The following is a 16,736-nucleotide window of genomic DNA, read 5'->3' as shown; positions in this document are numbered from 1 at the left end:
GCGAAGAGGTCACACCCGTTCCCATCCCGAACACGGAAGTTAAGCTCTTCAGCGCCGATGGTAGTTAGGGGCTGTCCCCTTGTGAGAGTAGGACGCCGCCAAGCTTTTTAATATTCCGCAGTAGCTCAGTGGTAGAGCTATCGGCTGTTAACCGATCGGTCGTAGGTTCGAGTCCTACCTGCGGAGCCATTAGGAGAGCTGTCCGAGTGGCCGAAGGAGCACGATTGGAAATCGTGTAGGCGGTTTATAGCTGTCTCAAGGGTTCAAATCCCTTGCTCTCCGCCATATAATTTTTATACATATTGGCCCCTTGGTCAAGCGGTTAAGACACCGCCCTTTCACGGCGGTAACACGGGTTCGAATCCCGTAGGGGTCACCAATATCATCTGGAGGATTAGCTCAGCTGGGAGAGCATCTGCCTTACAAGCAGAGGGTCGGCGGTTCGATCCCGTCATCCTCCACCATTATTATTATCGCGGGGTGGAGCACGATCGAATACGCATCGAAGAGTAATCTTCAGCGCAACGATTGAGCTGCTACTTGAATAACCCCTCTGAAATCGAGGTGGTCATTTATTTAGCAACCTTTATGCATAATAAGAACTTCATAATAATATTATCGCGGGGTGGAGCAGTCCGGTAGCTCGTCGGGCTCATAACCCGAAGGTCGCAGGTTCAAATCCTGTCCCCGCAATTTGGTCCGGTAGTTCAGTTGGTTAGAATGCCTGCCTGTCACGCAGGAGGTCGCGGGTTCGAGTCCCGTCCGGACCGCCATTTATACACAGTGGCTCAGTAGCTCAGTCGGTAGAGCAGATTGCAGTACGAAGCATTGCTTCCCCGAATAGCAATCTGTGACAAAGACCAAAGGGCTTTGGAACAAAGGTCATTATGCAATATTGATTTAGAAAATAGTGTTTTTTTATGGCTCAGTAGCTCAGTCGGTAGAGCAAAGGACTGAAAATCCTTGTGTCGGCGGTTCGATTCCGTCCTGAGCCACCATTTTTATTATGCCGGCCTAGCTCAATTGGTAGAGCAACTGACTTGTAATCAGTAGGTTGGGGGTTCAAGTCCTCTGGCCGGCATATTTTTATAATATCGGAGGGGTAGCGAAGTGGCTAAACGCGGCGGACTGTAAATCCGCTCCTTCGGGTTCGGCAGTTCGAATCTGCCCCCCTCCACCATTTTAGGGGTATAGTTTAAAGGTAGAACTAAGGTCTCCAAAACCTTCAGTGTGGGTTCGATTCCTACTACCCCTGTTAGTTTTCTAATATGGCGATTGTGGCGAAGTGGTTAACGCATCGGATTGTGGTTCCGACATTCGTGGGTTCGATTCCCATCAGTCGCCCCATATTGTTTTTTATAACTTAATTAAATAAAATTATGGCGATTGTGGCGAAGTGGTTAACGCATCGGATTGTGGTTCCGACACTCGTGGGTTCGATTCCCATCAGTCGCCCCATAAATTTATAGTAATTTAAGTATCAATATTACTTATTGATGAATATACTTTATAATAAATATTCGATGGGCTATAGCCAAGCGGTAAGGCATCGCACTTTGACTGCGACATGCGTAGGTTCAAATCCTGCTAGCCCAGCCATTTTGCGGAAGTAGTTCAGTGGTAGAACACCACCTTGCCAAGGTGGGGGTCGCGGGTTCGAATCCCGTCTTCCGCTCCATTTTATTAATATGGCGGCATAGCCAAGTGGTAAGGCATGGGTCTGCAAAACCCTGATCACCGGTTCAAATCCGGTTGCCGCCTCCATATTAATTTTTTTTATGCCGGTGTGGCGGAATTGGCAGACGCGCACGACTCAAAATCGTGTTCCTCTGGAGTGCCGGTTCGACCCCGGCCACCGGTATCTTTAGGTAATAACGAGTTAAATTACTAAACGATAAAACACCTTCAAATGTTGATATATCAATGTTTGTAGGTGTTTTTTGTTTTATGTGAAAAAAGGCTAGGATTTGAAATCAATTTATACTTTTTTACAAAAGAAATTTTAGACATTCCTTTTCTACTTTTTAAGGATATGTTGAAAATTACGATTTGAATGAATAGAAGACTTTGAAGATGAATAAATAGCAAATTTCCTGTAAACTAACAATAAAATTGAAAACTGTGGGAGTGAGCCTTCAACATGCAATATGATGCTAAGAATTCTAAGGAATATTTAGAGTTGATTGAAGATGATTGGCGAAAAGAGAAACTGCTTGCAATTCGACAAATGATTTTTGCTTATGCACCTGAAATGGATGAGGTGATTCGTTATAAGATGTTGAATTATGGGAAAGATGATACCTATGTCTTTGCATTAAACGCGCAAAAACATTATGTCAGCCTCTATGTAGGTACAATAGATAAGGTAGAAAATGCAGAAGCTCTATTAGCGGGCTATAATTATGGAAAAGGCTGCATTCGTGTCAAAAAAACAATAAAGATCGAAGAAACGGGATTGGAACAATTTATCCATAAAACCGTTGATATGTGGCGTGCCGGCGAGGATACTTCTTGTTAATATACAATGAATTAATAACAGTTCGGAAAAAAAATCGAAGCAATAGAGATTTTAAAGATTATGCGGAAGAAAAGAAGAAGTAACAAAATAGATTTATTATAAAAAGTAACCCACCCTGCACGTTAGGTAGTGTGAGTTACTTTTTATCTTGCACATAATTTATTAGACACCCCCACCACTACGGATAAATATTACTGATGTTCGTGCTAGGACACCGACATTTTCAGATAGGATAAACTACAACAATCTTAATTTCACTGAGCCTATAAATTTTCAAACGTATCAATTGACTTTTTTTCTCTTCCTCTCGACAAGTCATTTAAGAGTTAGTTGAAATGTACAAACGCTGACATACCTTTTTCCACTAAATATCAAGAAATATCCTAGTAATTGACAGGTAATCCCAACCTTACTAAATGGCATAGACTTTTGGTTCCATTGCTTCACTACACTATATCAAAATCAAAAAAGGCTCTTGCTATTGACGTAACGTGAAGTGATATAGTTCAAATTGAAAGGGAGTGGGTGACGATGGAGAAAAAATACTCTATTGGAGAATTTGCGAAACTAACTGGAATGACTGAACGTACACTGCGTCATTATGATCAGATTGGGCTGTTGAAACCTTCGGAATACACAGAACATGGACATCGGAAGTATAACAACAAATCCATTGCGCAGCTTCAAAAAATAGTCGTACTAAAATTCTTGGATTTGTCATTGGTGGAAATTTCCGATCATCTTGAGCAGCCTGAGCAGGATTTTACAAAGACACTGGCCACTCAGGCAAGTATGCTGGAAGAAAAACGGAAACAGATTGAGACGGTTTTACAAGCGATTGACAGCGTTCAAAGCACTGCTTCAGGATCAGAAGCCATCGATCATAATTCACTGCTTATGGTCATTCATGCTTTGAAAAATGAAGAGGCACGAAACCGCTGGATAAGTGAGCATGCGGATGACTCGGTGTATAATAAGTTACACTCGTACACTGCGCCACTTGATGTGGATAAGGAAATGGCCACGTGGACTAGTAAAATGAAGCGATTTATTCTAGAAGGAAAAACTCCAAATGATCCAGAAGTGATAAAACATGCCGATGCCATGGTGTCGATGATGAAGCCTATAGTCGAGCCCCATTTAGACGATGAAGCGAGGGAACAGCTCCTGAATAATGAAGATTCTTTTGAAGAGCCGAATCCTTATTTATTTCCTAGTGCTTTTAATAAAGAAGAGGAGAAGTTTATGAAAAGGGTTATTGATGAACTGATTAGCAGTAAGATAAACCTTAATCGGCAAGATAATAGATAATCATCACGTTAACAAAATCGTTTTTTAAATAGGAGCGATTGTTATAGGGAAAAAGCCAAATTCCTCGTTAGAGATTAGGAATTTGGCTTTTTTATCATTCAACAGAGATCCTCCTTTTAAATAAAAGGCTCTGTTAAAACTGACTATTGGTTTTACAATGTTTGAAAAATAAGCGGAAAAATTCCGGCTATATTGGGAAATATCTCTATTTCCTTAAAAATAAGCGGATTTTTTCCGCTTATATTGTCCAAATGGATAGATTTTGTCTTATTTTAAGCAGTTAACCGGAATTTCTCCGCTTATATTCACTTTTTAAGCTTTCTTTTTTACTTTAACCGGAATTATTCCGCTTATGTTTTGCTTCTTCAGCTTTCTGGGCGGAAATCCCCTGTGTATGGATCCTCATACATACACGAAAATCACATGTGAAGCATAACAGAGCCAAATAAAAAGTTAAAATGACTAGCTTTATCAATGAAAGGATCCTTTATAGGGTCTTTTTTTCTTTCGTTAACTAGAAAGGCAAACAAGTACTCTTACATTTATGATTTTCATCAAACTTTCACATTAGTCGGGTAAGATGCAATGGAAAGTGTTTGAAAGTGAGGATACAAAGATGGCGATAGCAAGTAAGTTAACGGCTGTTGGAATTTTGGTCATTAGTATAGCTTTAGGATTTCTTTCTTTCTATCTATTTAGTGAATGTCCTAAGGAACAAAAGAAAAAACATCTAGAAGAATTAACTTCGCTACTCATTAACTTTGTCGTCTTTATTTGGTTAGGAAAGATTGTTTTGAATCTGTCCGTTTTTATATTAGATCCGTTATCAATTCTTGCTTATCCAAGTGACTCTAGCAGCTTTTATTTTGCTATTACACTACTAGTTCTATTGCTTTTTTACAAGGCAAAGCGAAAAAGGATGCATGTCCTTCCTTTATTGGAATCCTTTGCTTTTGTCTTTCTTATTAGTTCATTTGTATATGAATGTATTCAAGTTGTTTTAGAAAATCATCCATATGCGTTCGGTTATTTACTCCTATTAGCGCTTTTGATTATGGGCTTCTTTTTCCTTCGGGAGCATTTAACAATTTCCTTAATTTTGATCCTTTTGATTACGGCTTGGTCATTTGGAATCCTTCTTTTAGCTATTACTCAACCTTTTGTAACGGTATTTGGCTATATGATGGCTCCGTGGTTTATTGGCATATTTTTTATTACAAGTGTTGGCAGCTTACTATATAGATTGAGAAAGAGGAGATTATGATGGGAATGATTGAAACAGATACGACATTAATAGTAGGCATGTTTTTAGCAATTGGAGCAGGTGCATTATCTTTCTTGTCTCCATGTGTATTGCCAATTTTTCCAGCTTATATGTCATACATAACTGGAATTAGTGTGAAAGAACTACAGGGAAGTAAGAATAGTAGAATGGTTAAGCAGTTATTTGCCCATTCCTTCTTTTTTCTGCTAGCAGTATCTTTTGTATTTATTAGCTTAGGTGCGAGTGCTTCCTTTTTAGGGCAATGGGCACAGCAGCTCTTAATCGGAGATTCGGGATTATTCATTCAGCGAATAGCTGGGATTTTCATTGTAGTAATGGGTTTGTTCATTGCTGGATGGATTAATATCCCGTCTTTGATGAAGGAGCGTCGCTTCCAATATACGAAGAAACCAGCAGGATATGCAGGAACGTTTTTTATTGGGTTAGGGTTTGCAGCAGGATGGACACCTTGTATCGGGCCAATCTTTGGTTCAATTTTGCTTCTTGCTGCTAGTAATCCAGGGCAAGGAATGTTTTACACATTGATGTATGTGATTGGATTTTCATTCCCGTTTCTTATTCTAACATTCTTCATTGGTAAGACGAGATGGATTGTACGCCATAGTCATATCATTATGAAAATAGGTGCGGTTCTGATGATTATTATGGGGTTCGTGCTATTCTTTGGATTAATGCCTCGTATTTCAGGTTTCTTACTAGATTTAGTACAAGACACATGGTTAACGAGATTAGGGTAGGGATGGAGGAAGAAACTCTGTCCTTTAGGATAAGGGAGATTATACGTTCTCCGTTTGAGGCAGGGAATCTACTCAAGCATCCTTAGGGAAATTTTAGGAGGTATGTTCAATGAAAAAGTGGATTCTTATTATCATTGTTAGTAGTATGTTAGGTTGGACAACATATGATTTTGTTATTTCTGATAGGAAAATAGCAAATCAAACAGAAAATGTAGAAGAAGGTAAGAATGACAATAAAGAATCGACAATTGGCTTAGAAGTGAATAACATCGCACCAGACTTTCAACTACCGACCATAACTGGAGAAAATATGAAACTATCAGATCTTCGCGGGAAGCGTGTGATGATTAACTTTTGGGCAACATGGTGTCCGCCTTGCCGTGCAGAAATGCCAGATATGGAAAAGTTTCATCAGGATAAGGATATTGTTATTCTAGCCGTTAATTTAACGGAGACAGAAAAAAGTTTAGAAGATGTAGAGGCTTTTTTGGACGAATACAAGCTAACATTTCCGATCGTAATGGATAAGAATTTAGAAGTAGCCAATCTGTATCAGATACAGCCAATTCCGACGACCTATATGGTTGATTCCGATGGGATAATCCGCTACAGGGCATTTGGCGCATTGAATTATGATTTAATGGTACAAGAATTTGAGAAGATGAAGTAAACTTCTCGTGTAGTATAATGGGCAAGAGGTGAGAGGATGAAGCAAACGATATTAGTTGTGGAAGACGATAAAATGATACGCGAACTCATTAGGATTTATCTAACGAAAGCAGGTTATGAAGTCGTAGAAGCAGCTGATGGGGAAGCAGCGAAGCAGGTCTTTATAACGAAACAACCTTGCCTAATTATACTTGATCTTATGCTCCCAAAGCTTAGTGGGGAAGAATTTTGTCAATGGGTTCAAACACAGGAATGTAATGAAGTATCAACTATTATGCTATCTGCAAAATCCCGTACAGAAGATAGAATTAACGGATTGAAGATGGGAGCAGATGATTATTTAGTAAAACCATTTGAACCAGAAGAACTTCTTGCTCATATTGAAGCCGTGCTGCGTCGTACGGGACAATTTTGTCAAAAGATTACCTATGATGGATTATGCATTAAACCTCGAAAAGGCGAGGTCATCCTTTTTGATCGAGAAATCAAATTAACAAGGCATGAATTCAATCTTTTATACTACTTTATGGAAAATCCAAATACAGTCATCTCTAGAGAGAATCTCATGAATCAACTACATCCTCATGATGAGAAACTTATTCTTGATCGAACGATAGATGCTCATATAAAAAAACTGCGGAAGAAAATTGAAGTAAATCCAGCTGCTCCTAAGCGTATTGTAACGGTTAGAGGAATGGGGTATAAATTTGTTACAGAATAAAATGAAGCGGGTGCTCATTCCCAAGCAATTTCTTTTTCGGCTCACATTTCTCAATATAATGGTCATTACCGCCTTTATAGGGTTAAGTAGTTGGGCGATTTATAATACTGCCTGCCTGCTTGCTGACGGTCTAGTATCAATGAATAATCAAAAACAAGCCCAGTTTGAAGCTACATTGTTTCAATATTTATGGATCTTTAGCATCTCCACGATCATTATCGGCAGTCTTACCCATTTTTATTTAACGAAAAGGCTGATCCATCCTTTAAGAGAGCTGATCGATTCCACGAAAAAAATGAAGCTAGGAGAATACCCTGCCCCGATTCAAGTAAAGCAGGAGGGGGAAATAGCCGAATTAATTAATCACTTTAATGATTTAGTGAAACAAATAGAGGGAAATGAGCAGCATCGGGAAAAGCTAGTCTCTGATTTATCCCATGAATTTCGAACACCATTATCTAATTTAAATGGGTATCTCCGTGCATTACAAAATGGTGTGATTAAAGGGGATGAAAAACTATATGAGTCATTATATTTGGAATCGAAGCGGCTCGTTCATTTGGTAGAACAGATGGAGCAATTGAAGGAATGGGATCATGTATCCACTCAAACCTTTTCAGAGAAAATGCCAGTTAATATCAATAACCTAGTGGAACAATCTGTTGAAATCTTTCGCTTGGCATTAGAGGAAGCAAATATTAACGTGCATGTAGAAGTTGAAGCAAAGGTGATAATGGTTAATCGCGGGGCAATCACACAAGTCATTAGTAATTTAATCGATAATGCGATTCGTTATTATGATGGAACGGGCTTAATTACGATAAAAGGGGGAAGCCATCAAACAGAATATGAACTTTCTGTAACTGGTCCAGGAAGGCCGATTTCACAAGACGATCAGAAAAGGATCTTTGAACGACTTTATCGAATTGACCACTCTAGGTCGAGAGAATTAGGAGGGTCTGGATTGGGCCTTGCGATTTCAAAAGAAATTATTGAACATCACCATGGCACTATAGGGATGAATACAGTGGGAAATGTGCATACCTTTTGGTTTAAATTGCCTTGGGGTGTGGGACTCAATAGGGAATAGCCTGCGTAGATAAGCTTAGGCTATGAGGAAAAATAAGCCTGAATCAGGATAATGCATTCAATATGATAAAGCACCCCGATCGAATAACCTGACAGAATGTAAATGGTTTATAAAAAATATAAATGAATGGGTTGACGAATTACCTATGGGGGTATATGATAGATCATGTAATTGATTTTCACTAATCATACAGTGAATATCATATTTAAAAGATGAAATAAGAGTCGTGATTAAAACACGACTATTTTATTGGTCGTAAATATACCCATCTAGGTATATGGGCTGGTCTATTTTTAAATAAAATTAATACCATAGGGGGTAATTGGATGATCCAAGCGAATGAGCAGCTTGACGCAAAAGGCTTATCTTGCCCAATGCCGATTGTTAAAACCAAGAAAGCAATTATGGGTTTAGATCAAGGGCAAGTATTAGAAATACAAGCAACAGACAAAGGATCAACAGCAGACTTAGCTGCATGGGCAAGTTCTGTTGGGCATCAATATATTGGAACAGTGGAGGAGAATAACGTTCTTTACCACTATATTAGAAAGGGCTCCAATGAACCAGAGGTGGAGAAAGCCTTTGAGCACACTGTTGCACTTGAAGAATTAGAAACATGCAAGGGTTTAATCTTAGATGTGCGTGAGGCAGCTGAATATGCATTTGGTCATATTGATGGTGCAAAATCTATTCCATTGGGTGAATTAGAATCACGCCTAGCGGAAGTAGATAAGAATGAAGAAATTTATGTGATTTGCCGTACTGGGAAACGTTCTGACTTAGCAGCACAGCTATTAGTAAAAAACGGTTATCCAAAAGTTTATAACGTTCTGCCAGGTATGAATGAGTGGAACGGGAATATAACAAAAGAAATCTAGGGGGAATTAATTATGTCAAATAAAGTAGCTATTATCGCAGCAAACGGTGGATTGTTTGATGCATACAAAGTATTCAATATCGCAACAGCAGCAGCAGCTTCAGAAAAAGAGGTACAAATCTTCTTCACTTTTGAAGGGTTAAACTTCATACACAAGCAAGCAATGCATGCATTAGAAATGCCAGCTGGTAAAGAGCATTTTGCTGAAGGTTTTAAAAAGGCAAATGTACCAAGTATTCCAGAATTAGTAGAAATGGCAATCGAGCTTGGTGTTACATTTATTGCATGCCAAATGACAATGGATGTGATGGGTCTAACAAAAGAAGATTTTGTAGATGGCATCGAAGTTGGTGGAGCTGTCACATTCCTAGAGTATGCAAAAGATGCAGCACCGACATTAACTTTCTAATAGGATTTTGGAAAAAATTTTTGCAGTGGAGATAGTCTCCACTGCAAAAAAATCAGTTTAAATATACCTATGGGGGTAATTTGGTAAATGACAGTAAAAAAATGGACAGCAGCACAAGTTGCTCAAAAAGTAATCGATCATGAAGACCTATTTATCTTGGATGTACGTAACGCGGATGCATATGAAGATTGGAAAATTGAAGGACATAAATTTGAGTATGTAAATATCCCTTACTTTGAATTATTAGATGGAGTGGAAGAAATTTTACCAAAGTTTCCTGCTGACAAAGATGTACTAGTCGTATGTGCCAAGGAAGGATCCTCTGTCATGATAGCAGAAATGCTATCGGAGGCTGGTCGAGAAGCAGCTTATCTTGAAGGCGGCATGAAATCTTGGAGTAGCTATTTAGAGCCTATAAAAGTATCAGACTTAAAAAATGGTGGCGAGCTATACCAATTTGTTCGCTTAGGAAAAGGTTGCCTTTCTTATATGGTCATTTCAGATGGAGAAGCAGCAATTATTGACGCAGTACGTTTTACAGATGTGTTCACGAATTTTGCAAAAGAAAAAGGTGCAGAAATCAAGCATGTGTTTGACACACACTTACATGCAGACCATATTTCAGGTGGACGTCATATCGCAGCTGAAACAGGGGCAACGTACTATTTGCCGCCGAAGGATGCGGCAGAAGTAGTATTTGAATATACACCATTAACAGATCGTTTAAACGTAAAAATTGGTGCATCACAAATAAATGTAAATGCGCTATATTCGCCAGGTCATACGATCGGTTCTACTTCATTTGTGATTGACAATCAGTTCTTGTTAACAGGTGATATTTTATTTATTGACTCTATTGGTCGTCCAGACTTAGCGGGACTTGCAGAAGATTGGGTTGGAGATTTACGTGAGACATTATATTCTCGTTACCGTGAGCTAGCAGAAGATTTAGTCGTGTTACCTGCACATTTCATGATTATTGATGAATTGAATGAAGATGGAACAGTAGCAAGACGCCTAGGTGATTTATTTAAAGAAAATCATGGATTAAACATTGAAGACGAAGCAGAATTCCGTCGTACGGTTACAGATCACTTACCACCACAACCAAATGCGTACCAACAAATTCGTCATGTCAATATGGGTAAAATGAATCCTGACAATGACGAACAGACTGAAATGGAAATTGGACCAAACCGCTGTGCAGTTCGCTAGTCTTTTATTGGTAATCCTGAATAGCGGTTGAAAACGGGTGGCCATGCCGTATTAGAACAAAAAACAGAGAATGTTCTATATTCAAAAAGCTTAATGAAAATTTAAAAGCGAGTAGCAACAACTACTCGCTTTTCTATATTTAGAAAGAAGGTTAATCCATGGATTTAACTTTTATTATCGTAGTATTTGCAATTGGATTTATTGGTTCTTTTTTATCCGGTATGTTAGGTGTTGGCGGTTCAATCATAAAATATCCTATGTTATTGTATATTCCTCCTTTATTTGGCTTAGTAGCTTTTACAGCTCATGAGGTTTCAGGTATAAGCGCTGTACAAGTGCTATTTGCTTCCATTGCTGGAGTCTGGGCGTACCGAAAAGGCGGGTACTTAAATAAGCAGCTTATCATCTATATGGGAGGATCTATTCTCATTGGCAGCTTAATAGGTAGTTATGGATCGAGCTACTTATCAGAACAAGCAGTAAATATCGTATATGGGATTCTTGCTGTCATTGCTACTGTGATGATGTTTATACCGAAAAAGCAAGTAGACGATAGGCCATTAAATGAAGTGACATTTAATAAGCCACTAGCTGCAATCTTAGCTTTAATAATAGGAATAGCATCAGGTGTAGTTGGTGCGGCAGGAGGATTTCTACTCGTACCTATCATGTTAACTGTCCTGCATATACCAACACGAATGACGATTGCAACAAGTCTAGCCGTAACGTTCATTTCTTCCATTGGAGGGAGTGTTGGGAAGCTCGTTACCGGTCAAGTAGATTATTGGCCAGCACTTATTATGATTGTGGCAAGCCTACTTGCTGCACCAGTTGGAGCAAAAGTAGGTAAGAACATGAATACACGTATTTTACAATTTATTTTAGCCCTTCTGATTGCGGGTACTGCTGTGAAGATTTGGTTTGATATTTTAGTGTAATCGAATAGCTTTAATCCTTTCATTCTATAGTAAAATAGGGAGTTACAAAGTTTGACCTAAATACCCTAAATCCAAGAATTTAGAAAAAGGAGAGTGTTTTTTATGAATCAAATTACCGTTTATACGACGAGCACATGCCCTTATTGTGATATGATGAAAAATTTCTTAAATGAACAAGGACTTTCATTCGAAGAAGTAAATGTACAATTGGATCAGGATGCTGCAAACCGATTAGTAGAAACAACCGGTCAATTAGGTGTACCTCAAACTGAAATAAATGGCCAATGGGTTTTAGGCTTTGACCCAGAAAAGGTCATGAATTTAGTAAAATAATTATTTTGAATGGAACTTAGGGGAATATAACAAGTTTTAGACCAGTGGTACTTTTATGAAAATTGGCGGAAGCATAATGATCGTTATGGGAATTGCTTTGTTTTTCGATAAATTAACCCTTTTTAATTCAATATTAGCCCCGATTTTTGGTGACTTTCAAGGATTTTAGTTTTTAAATAATATTACTGTAATTATTAGTCATATGTTTTAAAAGGATTTCTACACCAGTAGAAGTCCTTTTTTTTCGCTTAGCAAGGGTGACGATTCCTATTTTCATGTGAAAGAGATCCATTTTTAAATTCGATTTTATATCATCCGTTATATGGCTACACTGAGAGTAAAAAGGAAAGTGAGGAGCAAATAGATGGCAACAATGGATATTTTGAATTTAGAAGAAAGTATAAAAGAATATATAAATGAGGAAAACGAAGAAGATTTAGATGGAATCGTCGATGCTTTCAAACGCGGCACTTTTTTACATGCTTTGTCAAAAATAGAAGGATTTCGAAAAAAACATCAAATCAATAAAGAATTAGCGAGGACTCTTTCATTAATTGAAGCTGCTTGTCATTCACAAACAGGTGAAGGGAAGCGAGCTGCCGTGATGATTAGGAATATGTATGAGGAATCCAATCATCAATCCATTGATGACTTAATTTTATATGGAAATGTAGCATTCATGTGTGACTATAAACTTGTGCGGAAAATCATGTCAGACGCTGTAAAACAAATAGAAAGCCAAGAATCGGTTGACAAGACAAAAGCAGCATTTGCGTATCTAGTACTCGGGGAAGCAGAGGAGCAATTAGAAAAGGTTGTCCGGGCAATCAAATATTATAAGCGGGGCTTAAACTATATGCAGGAAGATCCAGACGACCAAAATGTCCTTTTTCTTCAATTTAAATTGGGTGCGCTTCATTCGATGATTAATGAAACGGATGAAGCCATTGTTCATTGGCAAAAAGCGCTGGAACTTGCAAATGAAGCGCAAACAGAAATAAAAATCAACTGCCTTGTAAGTATGGCAAAAATATATGGAAGGGAAAAGAAGTATGACAAAGCATATTCCTATTTAAAAGAGGCGATTCCTCTGCTTGAGCGTTCTTCCCTTGCTAATAAGCGGGTACATGCGGAGGCATATACGGAAATGGCGTTTAATTATTTTGAACAAACCCAATTTGATAAGGCAGTTCCCTATTATGAAAAGGCAATCGCCATTCATCTTAAGATGCCTAATTATTCTGCTAAAGAGCTTGGAATGATTTATATGCAATACGCTTATTCCTTGGAACATAAAGAAAAATCAGATAAATTACTTGCAGCCATCCATTATGAAAAAGCAATAGAACAGCTGGAAAAAACGAATGATCAGGAGTTATTGACAGGTGCACTTGGGGAGACGATTTTATTTTTCGAAAAGATCGGGAATAAAAAGAAGAAACGTTTCTATGAAAATAAATTTGTGAAAATGACTAATGATAAAGCTCAACTCCGCTAAAGGTGTAATTATAAAAAAGCTCTATTCTAAAAGATTGTTGCTTTTGAATCAATGTTTGACCAATTGTTGAAAAATAAGCGGAGAAATTCCGGCTATATTGGGAAATACCTCTATTTCTTTAAAAATAAGCGGATTTTTTCCGCTTATATAGTCCAAATGGATGGATTTTGTCTTATTTGAAGCAGTTAACCGGAATTATTCTGCTTATTTTCACTTTTTAAGCGTTCTTTTTTACATTAACCGGAATTATTCCGCTTATATTTTGCTTCTTCAGCTTTCTGGGCAGAAATCCTCCATACACAACAGTAAATAATAACAACCTAATAAAAAATGCCTCCATCACTCATTTGTAAGTCAGGATGGGGGGGTGTTATTTTTTTGCGTGAATGGCGATGCTCGTTGTGCCAATCACCCAAAATCGTCTAATCAATCACTAGTGGTTCTTAGAAATCTTCCGCTTCAACTTTTGTTAGAAATTAAGTAGGGGAAGTGCAAAATGAACAAGAGATAAAACGAGGACATTAGGGAAACGTATAATAAAATGACAACCTCTAGGTGAAATGAATGAAAACTGTAAAGAAGCTTTACATACCCGTCCTATTTAAGTTTTGGATTAGTCATGGATTTGCCTTGTTATGGCTCACTTTTTCTGTATATTTGTCATTGCCTTGGGTTCGTGATCTAGCATCTGTGATTGGAATCGTTCCGGCTATTTTATCGATTGCAGGAATTGCTTATTTTCCAGGATATATGAATGCATTTATGGTCATTAGTCTGCTAATAGAAAAACAGCCAAAACTGAAAGTGTACAATCCGACAGATCCACTCTCGATTTTGATTTCTTGTAGGAATGAAGAAAAAGGAATAAGGGACACACTTAAATTTATCTCTCAACAAGATTATGAGGGGGAGATAAAAGTGATTGTGATTGATAATGCTTCGACAGATAAAACGGGCACGATGGCATTGGGAGCGGGAAAAGATTACAATCTGAATGTAAAGGTAATCTATGAGGGAAAACCTGGGAAAAACTTTGCACTAAATAAGGCTTTAAAAATAGTTGACACCCCATTTGTGATTACACTTGATGCTGATACACTTTTGACCCGCTCTGCCATCCGGTTACTTGTTTGTCGATTGTTATCTGCACCAAAGGAGATTTGTGCGGTAGCGGGAGCTGTTCTAGTTCGTAATAGTCGTAAAAATTTTTGGACAAAGATTCAAGAGTGGGATTATTTTTTAGGGATTGCATCAATTAAAAGACTACAAGGATTTTATCAAGGGACTTTAGTTGCTCAAGGAGCTTTTAGTTTATATAAAAGAGACACGCTTCTAGAAATTGGCGGCTGGGATGATGCAATTGGGGAGGATATCGTGCTAACTTGGAAAATGCTGCATATTAATTGTAAAGTCTATTTTGAACCACTTGCTGTAGCATTTACCGATGTCCCAGAAACCTTTATTCATTTTGTTAGACAAAGAAGCAGGTGGGCAAGGGGAATGATAGAGGCAGTGAAAAAGGTGAAGCCTTGGAAACAACCGACTGTTTTTACACGTTATCTGACTGGGTCGAATCTTCTTTTTCCATTTGCAGATTTTGTCTATACGTTTATTTGGATACCAGGATTGATCCTTGCCTTCTTTGGGCATTACTTCATTGTGGGTGCCACATTTTTTTATGTACTCCCATTAGCATTACTAACGAATTATGTGATGTACAATTTTCAACGCAAAGTGTTTCAATCTTTAGGTTTGAAAATCCGAAAAAATGTGTTCGGCTTTTTTGCTTATGTTTTAACCTACCAAATCTTTATGTCTCCAATATCGGTTTGGGGATATACACAGGAGTTTTTCAAATTGAAGAGGGTATGGAAGTAATTGGAAAAAAGTAAGAACATGAATCCATTGTCCTTACTTTTTTCGATTTATGCTTGTTCAAATCCATTTACAAAGTACTCGATAATTTCTAAATCATCTTCAGTCAGTTCACGTCCAAAATGGGCAGTCATTTCTGCAGTGATGGCTTCTAGTTTTCCTTTATGTTTCTTTGTTAAGGCAGCACTTGTCTTTAATAATATAACCAAGGAAGAAAATTCATCTCTTGTTAATGGGGCTGGATGATGAGAGAGAAAGAAATAGTTGGCATCATACCCTTCTATTTTCTCCAAAAGCTTGTTCATTTTTTCAAACGTATAATGCCATTTCTCGGCGTACATATTTGCATAGAGGCAATCTCCAAGAAATAACGCCTTTTCTTCCTGTAGATAGATAAGATTCGAATCGGATGAATGATCGCCGCCAACATGTTCGATGACACAAGTAACCCCGCCGATATTCAGTTTCATTTGCTTTTCAAAAATAATGGTGGGATCTGGGATGATCACTTCACGATTATTTCCAAGCTCTAGCTTAATTGCATCTGCACAAAACGGAATTTCGATCCCAGCTTCGACTCGTTCATCCAGCTGCTTGTCTTCCCATGATAATTCCTGTAGTTCTTTCATCTTGTCATAGGTCATGGCGTTAGCGATGGAAGGCATATTCATTTCACGCAAGCCAAATACATGATCCCAATGCCAATGTGTTAGAGCCAATAGATCTCCGACAACTTGAGAGGAAGCTAATTGCTCCTTGAAATGTTTCGCATGACTAGTAGAATTCCCAGCATCAATCAGTAATGTATAATTGTCTCCTACAACAGCACCTAGTATTGGCCGATCTGTTTTTTGATAGGAAGGCAAGTAATAAAGCCGATCGGATAGTTTGACTAATGATTGCATGTATTAGAACTCCTTTACAAATAGTTGTAACGTTCATTATATACTATTTGTAGAGAGGGCATAACAATGGGGAAAGCAAGGTTGATGTTTCTTTTTGGGTGTTTTTTGTTGCATGCAGGAGGTGGGGGTCTGTACAACTTATAGAAGCCCCATTCGCTAGATTTTCTGTTCGTTCGGGGTTCAATAGACCTTATAGAAGCCCCATTCGCTAGATTTTCTGTTCGTTCGGGGTTCAATAGACCTTATAGAAGCCCTTTTCACTAGATTTTCTGTTCGTTCGGGGTTCAATAGACCTTATAGAAGCCCTTTTCGCTAGATTTTCTGTTCGTTCGGGGTTCAATAGACCTTATAGAAG

At 38.2% G+C, this 16,736-nt stretch carries 15 protein-coding genes, 16 tRNA genes and 1 rRNA gene; 31 read left to right on the top strand and 1 reads right to left on the bottom strand.

What is annotated here, in order from left to right; all coding sequences use genetic code 11:
- The 31 genes from rrf to J2Z40_RS18965 form a co-directional block, all read left to right on the top strand.
- A 5S ribosomal RNA gene (gene rrf / locus J2Z40_RS19115) occupies nucleotides 1-104 on the top strand; the annotation flags it as partial.
- Between the two features lie 10 nt (nucleotides 105-114).
- Nucleotides 115-189 (top strand) — tRNA-Asn (locus J2Z40_RS19110).
- A gap of 3 nt (nucleotides 190-192) precedes the next feature.
- A tRNA-Ser gene (locus tag J2Z40_RS19105) sits at nucleotides 193-285 on the top strand.
- A gap of 19 nt (nucleotides 286-304) precedes the next feature.
- Nucleotides 305-379, top strand: a tRNA-Glu gene (locus tag J2Z40_RS19100).
- 9 nt (nucleotides 380-388) lie between these two features.
- Nucleotides 389-464 (top strand) — tRNA-Val (locus tag J2Z40_RS19095).
- Between the two features lie 155 nt (nucleotides 465-619).
- Nucleotides 620-693, top strand: a tRNA-Met gene (locus J2Z40_RS19090).
- Nucleotides 694-696: 3 nt separating this feature from the next.
- Nucleotides 697-773, top strand: a tRNA-Asp gene (locus J2Z40_RS19085).
- Nucleotides 774-922: 149 nt separating this feature from the next.
- Nucleotides 923-998 (top strand) — tRNA-Phe (locus J2Z40_RS19080).
- 10 nt (nucleotides 999-1,008) lie between these two features.
- Nucleotides 1,009-1,081: transfer RNA gene (locus tag J2Z40_RS19075), tRNA-Thr, on the top strand.
- Between the two features lie 15 nt (nucleotides 1,082-1,096).
- Nucleotides 1,097-1,180, top strand: a tRNA-Tyr gene (locus J2Z40_RS19070).
- A gap of 4 nt (nucleotides 1,181-1,184) precedes the next feature.
- Nucleotides 1,185-1,255, top strand: a tRNA-Trp gene (locus tag J2Z40_RS19065).
- A 16-nt stretch (nucleotides 1,256-1,271) separates the two neighbouring features.
- Nucleotides 1,272-1,347 (top strand) — tRNA-His (locus J2Z40_RS19060).
- A 35-nt stretch (nucleotides 1,348-1,382) separates the two neighbouring features.
- Nucleotides 1,383-1,458 (top strand) — tRNA-His (locus tag J2Z40_RS19055).
- A 66-nt stretch (nucleotides 1,459-1,524) separates the two neighbouring features.
- Nucleotides 1,525-1,599 (top strand) — tRNA-Gln (locus J2Z40_RS19050).
- A gap of 4 nt (nucleotides 1,600-1,603) precedes the next feature.
- Nucleotides 1,604-1,678, top strand: a tRNA-Gly gene (locus J2Z40_RS19045).
- Nucleotides 1,679-1,690: 12 nt separating this feature from the next.
- Nucleotides 1,691-1,764 (top strand) — tRNA-Cys (locus J2Z40_RS19040).
- Nucleotides 1,765-1,780: 16 nt separating this feature from the next.
- Nucleotides 1,781-1,861: transfer RNA gene (locus tag J2Z40_RS19035), tRNA-Leu, on the top strand.
- 279 nt (nucleotides 1,862-2,140) lie between these two features.
- A complete protein-coding gene (locus tag J2Z40_RS19030) occupies nucleotides 2,141-2,518 on the top strand; it encodes an iron chaperone (protein WP_066391810.1) in 378 nt (125 codons plus the stop codon).
- Between the two features lie 531 nt (nucleotides 2,519-3,049).
- Entirely contained in the window at nucleotides 3,050-3,829 is a 780-nt protein-coding gene (locus J2Z40_RS19025; protein ID WP_066391812.1) for a MerR family transcriptional regulator, read from the top strand.
- Between the two features lie 616 nt (nucleotides 3,830-4,445).
- Nucleotides 4,446-5,093 carry a hypothetical protein gene (locus J2Z40_RS19020; protein WP_066399091.1) on the top strand — a complete coding sequence of 216 codons (648 nt, stop codon included), beginning with the start codon at nucleotides 4,446-4,448 and terminating at the stop codon, nucleotides 5,091-5,093.
- A complete protein-coding gene (locus tag J2Z40_RS19015) occupies nucleotides 5,093-5,851 on the top strand; it encodes a cytochrome c biogenesis CcdA family protein (protein ID WP_066391814.1) in 759 nt (252 codons plus the stop codon). Before J2Z40_RS19020 ends, J2Z40_RS19015 begins: the two co-directional genes overlap by 1 nt.
- Nucleotides 5,852-5,960: 109 nt before the next feature.
- Nucleotides 5,961-6,521, top strand: a complete 561-nt coding sequence (locus J2Z40_RS19010) for a TlpA disulfide reductase family protein (protein ID WP_066391815.1) — start codon at nucleotides 5,961-5,963, stop codon at nucleotides 6,519-6,521.
- Nucleotides 6,522-6,557: 36 nt separating this feature from the next.
- Nucleotides 6,558-7,241, top strand: coding sequence for a response regulator transcription factor (locus J2Z40_RS19005; RefSeq protein WP_066391817.1), 684 nt, complete (start codon nucleotides 6,558-6,560; stop codon nucleotides 7,239-7,241).
- A complete protein-coding gene (locus J2Z40_RS19000) occupies nucleotides 7,228-8,331 on the top strand; it encodes a sensor histidine kinase (RefSeq protein WP_066391819.1) in 1,104 nt (367 codons plus the stop codon). Before J2Z40_RS19005 ends, J2Z40_RS19000 begins: the two co-directional genes overlap by 14 nt.
- A gap of 326 nt (nucleotides 8,332-8,657) precedes the next feature.
- Entirely contained in the window at nucleotides 8,658-9,209 is a 552-nt protein-coding gene (locus tag J2Z40_RS18995) for a sulfurtransferase TusA family protein (protein WP_066391821.1), read from the top strand.
- A 12-nt stretch (nucleotides 9,210-9,221) separates the two neighbouring features.
- Nucleotides 9,222-9,617, top strand: a complete 396-nt coding sequence (locus J2Z40_RS18990) for a DsrE/DsrF/DrsH-like family protein (protein ID WP_066391823.1) — start codon at nucleotides 9,222-9,224, stop codon at nucleotides 9,615-9,617.
- Between the two features lie 87 nt (nucleotides 9,618-9,704).
- Nucleotides 9,705-10,832: an MBL fold metallo-hydrolase gene (locus tag J2Z40_RS18985; RefSeq protein ID WP_066391827.1), complete on the top strand. Its 1,128-nt coding sequence runs from the start codon at nucleotides 9,705-9,707 to the stop codon at nucleotides 10,830-10,832.
- Nucleotides 10,833-10,990: 158 nt separating this feature from the next.
- Nucleotides 10,991-11,770 carry a sulfite exporter TauE/SafE family protein gene (locus J2Z40_RS18980; RefSeq protein WP_066391831.1) on the top strand — a complete coding sequence of 260 codons (780 nt, stop codon included), beginning with the start codon at nucleotides 10,991-10,993 and terminating at the stop codon, nucleotides 11,768-11,770.
- A gap of 102 nt (nucleotides 11,771-11,872) precedes the next feature.
- Nucleotides 11,873-12,103: a glutaredoxin family protein gene (locus tag J2Z40_RS18975; RefSeq protein WP_066391832.1), complete on the top strand. Its 231-nt coding sequence runs from the start codon at nucleotides 11,873-11,875 to the stop codon at nucleotides 12,101-12,103.
- 364 nt (nucleotides 12,104-12,467) lie between these two features.
- Nucleotides 12,468-13,601, top strand: a complete 1,134-nt coding sequence (locus J2Z40_RS18970) for a tetratricopeptide repeat protein (RefSeq protein WP_066391835.1) — start codon at nucleotides 12,468-12,470, stop codon at nucleotides 13,599-13,601.
- 564 nt (nucleotides 13,602-14,165) lie between these two features.
- Nucleotides 14,166-15,479, top strand: a complete 1,314-nt coding sequence (locus J2Z40_RS18965; protein ID WP_066391838.1) for a glycosyltransferase family 2 protein — start codon at nucleotides 14,166-14,168, stop codon at nucleotides 15,477-15,479.
- Nucleotides 15,480-15,526: 47 nt separating this feature from the next.
- Here J2Z40_RS18965 and J2Z40_RS18960 read toward each other — a convergent pair whose 3' ends face one another.
- Entirely contained in the window at nucleotides 15,527-16,381 is an 855-nt protein-coding gene (locus tag J2Z40_RS18960) for an MBL fold metallo-hydrolase (protein ID WP_066391840.1), read from the bottom strand.
- Nucleotides 16,382-16,736: the final 355 nt, after the last annotated feature.

Source organism: Cytobacillus eiseniae, assembly GCF_017874625.1.
Classification (GTDB): Bacteria; Bacillota; Bacilli; order Bacillales; family Cytobacillaceae; genus Cytobacillus; species Cytobacillus eiseniae.
This window is presented reverse-complemented; position numbering and strand designations above follow the sequence as displayed.

Coding starts and splice junctions, on each gene's coding strand:
- J2Z40_RS19030 (WP_066391810.1), top strand. CDS start 2,141: ATGCAATATGATGCTAAGAATTCTAAGGAATATTTAGAGTTGATTGAA.
- J2Z40_RS19025 (WP_066391812.1), top strand. CDS start 3,050: ATGGAGAAAAAATACTCTATTGGAGAATTTGCGAAACTAACTGGAATG.
- J2Z40_RS19020 (WP_066399091.1), top strand. CDS start 4,446: ATGGCGATAGCAAGTAAGTTAACGGCTGTTGGAATTTTGGTCATTAGT.
- J2Z40_RS19015 (WP_066391814.1), top strand. CDS start 5,093: ATGGGAATGATTGAAACAGATACGACATTAATAGTAGGCATGTTTTTA.
- J2Z40_RS19010 (WP_066391815.1), top strand. CDS start 5,961: ATGAAAAAGTGGATTCTTATTATCATTGTTAGTAGTATGTTAGGTTGG.
- J2Z40_RS19005 (WP_066391817.1), top strand. CDS start 6,558: ATGAAGCAAACGATATTAGTTGTGGAAGACGATAAAATGATACGCGAA.
- J2Z40_RS18995 (WP_066391821.1), top strand. CDS start 8,658: ATGATCCAAGCGAATGAGCAGCTTGACGCAAAAGGCTTATCTTGCCCA.
- J2Z40_RS18990 (WP_066391823.1), top strand. CDS start 9,222: ATGTCAAATAAAGTAGCTATTATCGCAGCAAACGGTGGATTGTTTGAT.
- J2Z40_RS18985 (WP_066391827.1), top strand. CDS start 9,705: ATGACAGTAAAAAAATGGACAGCAGCACAAGTTGCTCAAAAAGTAATC.
- J2Z40_RS18980 (WP_066391831.1), top strand. CDS start 10,991: ATGGATTTAACTTTTATTATCGTAGTATTTGCAATTGGATTTATTGGT.
- J2Z40_RS18975 (WP_066391832.1), top strand. CDS start 11,873: ATGAATCAAATTACCGTTTATACGACGAGCACATGCCCTTATTGTGAT.
- J2Z40_RS18970 (WP_066391835.1), top strand. CDS start 12,468: ATGGCAACAATGGATATTTTGAATTTAGAAGAAAGTATAAAAGAATAT.
- J2Z40_RS18965 (WP_066391838.1), top strand. CDS start 14,166: ATGAAAACTGTAAAGAAGCTTTACATACCCGTCCTATTTAAGTTTTGG.
- J2Z40_RS18960 (WP_066391840.1), bottom strand. CDS start 16,381: ATGCAATCATTAGTCAAACTATCCGATCGGCTTTATTACTTGCCTTCC.